The 395-nt window shown below is 50.6% G+C and carries 1 protein-coding gene; it reads left to right on the forward strand.

Features of this window, described 5'->3' with window-relative positions:
* The coding region (locus D4A39_RS19360) for a radical SAM protein (RefSeq protein ID WP_119918608.1) at window positions 1–395 on the forward strand (395 nt) is incomplete at both ends.

Here is a 395-nt window from a genome sequence, read left to right on the forward strand (position 1 = left end):
GACAGAACGTCAACTCATACCGTTTTGAAAAAGACGGCCAGACAGTAACCTTCCCTATGCTGCTCAGTATCGTGGCCGAAGCGGTGGCCGACATGCGCGTACGTTTCACCACTTCACACCCCAAAGACATGAGTGACGAAACGCTTCATGTCATCGCAGAAGTGCCCAATGTATGCAAGCACATCCACTTGCCCGTACAGAGCGGAAGTTCACGCATCCTGAAACTGATGAACCGTAAATATACCCGTGAATGGTACCTGGAAAGAGTGGCTGCTATCCGGAGAATTATCCCCGACTGCGGACTCAGTACCGATATTTTCTCGGGCTTCCATTCTGAAACAGAAGAAGACCACCAGATGTCTTTGTCGCTGATGCGCGAATGTGCTTACGACTCG

Origin of the sequence: Alcanivorax profundi (genome assembly GCF_003597125.1) — a bacterium.
In the GTDB taxonomy this organism is placed as follows: Bacteria; Pseudomonadota; Gammaproteobacteria; order Pseudomonadales; family Alcanivoracaceae; genus Alcanivorax; species Alcanivorax profundi.